General features: G+C 69.0%; 1 protein-coding gene. It reads right to left on the bottom strand.

Features of this window, described 5'->3' with window-relative positions:
• The coding region (locus C5P05_RS08380) for a malic enzyme-like NAD(P)-binding protein (RefSeq protein WP_332871341.1) at positions 1–332 on the bottom strand (332 nt) is incomplete at both ends.

The raw sequence follows: 332 nt of genomic DNA, 5'->3' as shown, positions 1-332 counted from the left end.
CGCACCGCCAGCGCTTCTTCGGGGCTGATCTCTGGCGTCGGGTTGGCCATCGCCAGGATGATGGGGTCGCGCGCCATGGTCTTGACCATCTCGGGCTTGAGCACGCCGCCGGCCGACAGGCCAAGGAAGATGTCGGCGCCTTCAATGATCTCGGCCAGCTTGCGCGCCGAGGTGTCCTGCGCGTAGCGCGCCTTGTTCGGGTCCATCTGCTCCTTGCGCCCGGCATAGACCACGCCGTTGCTGTCGGCCACGAACACATTGCGCATCGGCAGCCCCAGGCTGACGATCAGGTCCAGGCAGGCCAGCGCGGCGGCGCCGGCGCCCGAGGCCAC

Origin of the sequence: Rhodoferax ferrireducens, assembly GCF_003347515.1 — a bacterium.
In the GTDB taxonomy this organism is placed as follows: Bacteria; Pseudomonadota; Gammaproteobacteria; order Burkholderiales; family Burkholderiaceae_C; genus Rhodoferax.
Note: the sequence above shows the minus strand (reverse complement) of the source record. Positions and strands in the feature narration are given on the sequence as shown.